The sequence below is a fragment of the Streptomyces sp. A01 genome (assembly GCF_059026195.1).
Genome location: NZ_JBWLKN010000071.1, coordinates 1 through 4102 on the forward strand (window position 1 = coordinate 1; position 4102 = coordinate 4102).

Sequence of the window (4102 nt, forward strand, 5' to 3'; positions counted from 1 at the left end):
GGTGCCGTGGGCCTCGACCGCATCGACATCGGCCGCCACCAGCCCCGCGTTCACCAGAGCCTGCCGAATCACCCGCTGCTGCGAAGGACCATTCGGAGCCGTCAGGCGACTGCTGGCTCCGTCCTGATTGACCGCACTGCCCCGCATCACCGCCAGCACAGGGAGACCTTGACGCTGAGCGTCGGAGAGCCGTGCCAGTACGAGGATTCCGGCGCCCTCGCCCCAGCCGGCGCCGTCTGCACTGGCGGCGAACGCCTTGCACCGCCCATCGACTGCCATTCCACGTTGTCGACTGAACTCCACGAAGACGCCCGGCGTGGCCATCACCGCCACCCCGCCCGCCAGGGCAAGGGAGCATTCACTGTTACGCAGGGCCTGACACGCCAGATGCAGCGCCACCAGAGAAGACGAGCACGCGGTGTCCACCGTGACCGCCGGGCCTTCCAGCCCCAGGGTGTACGCCACCCGGCCCGTCACCACACTGTTCGAGGTTCCAGCCAGCAGGTAACCCTCAAGCTGTTCGGGCGTCTTGCTGAGGTTTGGCGCGTACCCCTGCGAGCTGGCGCCAGCAAACACGCCGGTCTGGCTGCCTTTGAGGGTGGTTGGGTTGATGCCCGCACGTTCGAGGGCTTCCCAGGCGGTTTCCAGCAGGAGCCGTTGCTGGGGGTCCATCGCCAGCGCTTCGCGAGGGGAGATGCCGAAGAAGGTGGAGTCGAAGTCGGCTACGTCGTAGAGGAACCCGCCTTCGCGTGCGTAGGAGGTGCCCGGTTGTTCGGGGTCCGGGTCGTACAGTGCGTCCAGGTCCCAGCCGCGGTCGGTGGGGAATCCGGCGATGGCGTCGCCACCCGTGGCGATCAGGTTCCACAATGCTTCGGGTGAGGACGCTCCGCCCGGGTACCGGCAGGCCATGCCCACCACCGCGATCGGCTCCATCGACGCGGCGACCAGCCGCTGGTTCTGCTGTCGAAGGCTTTCGTTCTCCTTGAGCGATGCCCGGAGTGCTTCGACGACCTTGTCACCAGGTGACGTCATCATGGTCTCCAAACCCGAAACGCAGTCGACATGGCGGTGCCACAGCCGGATGGCGTGAGACTTTTTTGAGGTTGCTGGGAGCCGGAGGCTCCGATAACAGAGAGCAGCGCGACGCCGAAGCCTACAGGGCAGCTGGATGGCGACGTACAGAGAGCCGAATTCAGGTATGTGGCTGTATTCGGTCGCCAGAATTTGAAGGCAGGCAGGCCTGAGGGGCGGCTGATGTGAAAACCTGTGTCATGCCGCCCAGCTCCCCTTACCTGTGCCGTGAGTCATCGCCATGTTGCATGCCCACAGCGGAGGGCGTTTATGTTCCGTCCTCCGATCGATGACTCTCGAAGGCGAGATTATTTAGGTAGGGGAGATTCGGGCAACCCCTATAGGGCGACTGGAAAACCCCTATAGGAGGCCTGGGGATCTCATGGGAGAGGGGTGGGGAGGGAGATGGAGAGCCGGGAATCGGCGTTGCGTTCGAGAAATTCCGGAGGGGGGTGGTTGGGTCATTGCCCCCTTGAGCTGGGGTGATGCCAGCTCTTTTGTGTTTGTCGTTGGTGCGTGGAAGAACGTGCGTGCGTTTTATTCTTTGAATTCTGGGGTCTGCGGTGAAAGGTGGGGTGAAGGTGAGAGAAGTGGGGTTGAGGCGATCAACCGACGTCGGTACGGTAAAGCTTTGTGCCGCCCGCGTGTGAGAGGTTGCCTGTCGGGGGGCGAACTCTGCGATGCGGCGATCTTGTGGCGTGAGCAGCCCTGTCAGGCTGCGATGAGCCGTCTCGCCGCCAGAGGATTTATTTGCTGATTCCTTGGGCTGCTAGGTCCGATCGTCTTCCGGGGTCCACTCGGTTTCGGGAAAACGCTATCGCGTGGATGTCTGCCGGGGGGTGGCGGGTGATGAAAGCACTCAGAACGCTTGTGCTGCACTCAGGAGGCAAGACGCGATGGGTTATTTTCTCGATGGCGCTGACCGCTTCCATTGCTGGCTGCGTGGGATTTCTCGGTGTGAGGTTGAGGTCATCGCGATTGACTCGCCTCAGCGATCGTCGCCACGGCCGAATTCAGTTCTTTCGATACGAGACGGACGTACTGCCATGTCGCGCCGCCTGGCTGGAGCCCGGTGACCGCACCGGGGACGCAGGCGGCGGCGCGGGTCGCCGTTCATGACGCTGGACAAGAGGGCGAGGGACGAGAGTTGAGCAAGAAGGACCAGGGTCAGCGGGACTCGGCGGCGAGTTATTCCACTGGTGAAGACCGCGTGCCCCTCACTCCCGCCGCGTTGGCCGATCTCCGGCGAGTCGAGGTTTTGGGTGACCAGGGTGATGTGCGAGAAAGGGCGGGCGTGGGCGAGGTGTCGGCCGAAGAACCCATCGCTGTGGTGGGGATGGCGTGCCGGTACCCGGGAGGAGTCTCGTCTCCCGAGGCGTTGTGGGAACTGCTGGTGGCGGGAGACGGCGCGATGTCCGGTACTCCGACCGGCAGGGGCGGGGACCTCGAAGAGTTGGACGTCCCGGACACGAAGCGACCGAGTACCTTGGGTACCTCCTCAGCGCCCCCGGGTGAACAACTGGGCGACGTAACCGAGTTGAATCCGGCCTCAGCCGGGACTTCTGCACAAGGGACGTCGGCGGCCAGCTGCCACCAGCAACTGCTGCTGGATGTCACCAGGCAGGCGGTGGAGCAGGCGGGCGTCGAACTGGCTTCGCTCAGGGGCAGTCACACCGGGGTTTTCGTGGGGGCTACGTCGCAGGGATGCGCTGTAGACGAGCATGAGGCCTCGGACGGTGACGGTGGCTCGTTGCTGGCGGACGACGTGATCGGCGGCGCTTCCGGCCAGGTGGCGCACGTTTTGGGCGTGGAGGGGCCGAGCGTCAGTGTGGACACGGGAGACTCGTCCTCCTTGGTAGCGCTGCATATGGCGTGTCAGGCGTTGCGGGCTGGCGAGTGCTCCATGGCCCTGGCTGGCGGGGTGGCGATGGCCGCGCCGGGCGAGTGGGCGGAGGACAACAAGCACCATGAGGCGGTCGCGGTCGCGGTCGGACGACGGTCCACAATGTTCGCCCAGCACACGGACGGCGGTGTGCGGGGTGAGGGCGCGGCAATGCTGTTGCTGGAGCCGTTGTCGCTAGCGCAGCGCGATGGTCACCAGGTGCTGGCGGTGGTACGGAAGAGCGTGGCATGTCAGGCCGGGGTTGGTGACGGCTCGCCCGTCTCGGATGCTCCCTTGCGGGAGGGAGTGATCCGCCGAGCCCTGATCGACTCGGGGCTTATCGACTCGGGACTGGCGGCGACCGACGTCGATGCGTTGGAGGTGCACGGTGTAGGCGCGGCGCTGGGCGATGCGACCGAGGCCCAGGCGCTGCTGGCCACCTACGGTCAGTTCCGTACCGCTGAACGACCCTTGTGGCTCGGGTCGGTTGAGCACGACCTCGGCCATGCGGGGGCTTCCGCCGGTGTGGCGGGTGTGATCAAGATGGTCATGGCGCTACGGCATGAACTGCTGCCCAAGACGCTACGTGTCGACGCGCAGGCTTCGCATGCGGACTGGATCACTGAGGCGCAGCCCTGGCCCCGTACCCATCGGCCCCGTCGTGCGGCGGTTTCCTCCTTCGGCGCGGGGGAGACCAACGCTTATCTGATCCTCGAACAACCCCCCGTCCGCGTAGAACAAGCCGACCACGCTTGTCCTGGCGAGGGCGACGAAGGGGAAGACCGCGAGTTGGCCCTTCGGGCAGGGCTGGTGTCGCCGCTGGCCTCAGGACGGGAAGAAGCGACAGTCCGGGATCAGGCGGTGCGGCCGTCGGCACTGACGCTGGAGCACCCGGTCCTGGAGCCGTTGGACGTCGGCTGGTCACTGGCCACCACGCGTACCACCTTTGAACACCGCGCGGTGGTTCTTGGTCGCGACCGGGATGAGTTGGTTGAAGGACTGCGGCGGTTGGCGGCCGGCGATCCAGCTGGAGGGGTGGTTGCTGGGAGGGCTGGGGCCTCGGTTGGGAAGACGGTGTTCGTCTTTCCGGGTCAGGGGTCGCAGTGGGCGGGTATGGCGGCGGATCTGCTGGATACCTCGCCTGTGTTC

The 4102-nt window shown here is 65.3% G+C and carries 2 protein-coding genes; one reads left to right on the forward strand and one right to left on the reverse strand.

Going from position 1 to position 4102, the window contains the following annotated elements:
• Nucleotides 1-1032 (reverse strand): beta-ketoacyl synthase N-terminal-like domain-containing protein (locus AC5P1B_RS35495; protein ID WP_493892158.1); only part of this gene is annotated, 1032 nt, incomplete at its 3' end.
• A gap of 1186 nt (nt 1033-2218) precedes the next feature.
• On the opposite strand from AC5P1B_RS35495, the gene AC5P1B_RS35500 reads away from it, so the two are divergent.
• Nucleotides 2219-4102 (forward strand): beta-ketoacyl synthase N-terminal-like domain-containing protein (locus AC5P1B_RS35500; RefSeq protein ID WP_493892159.1); only part of this gene is annotated, 1884 nt, incomplete at its 3' end.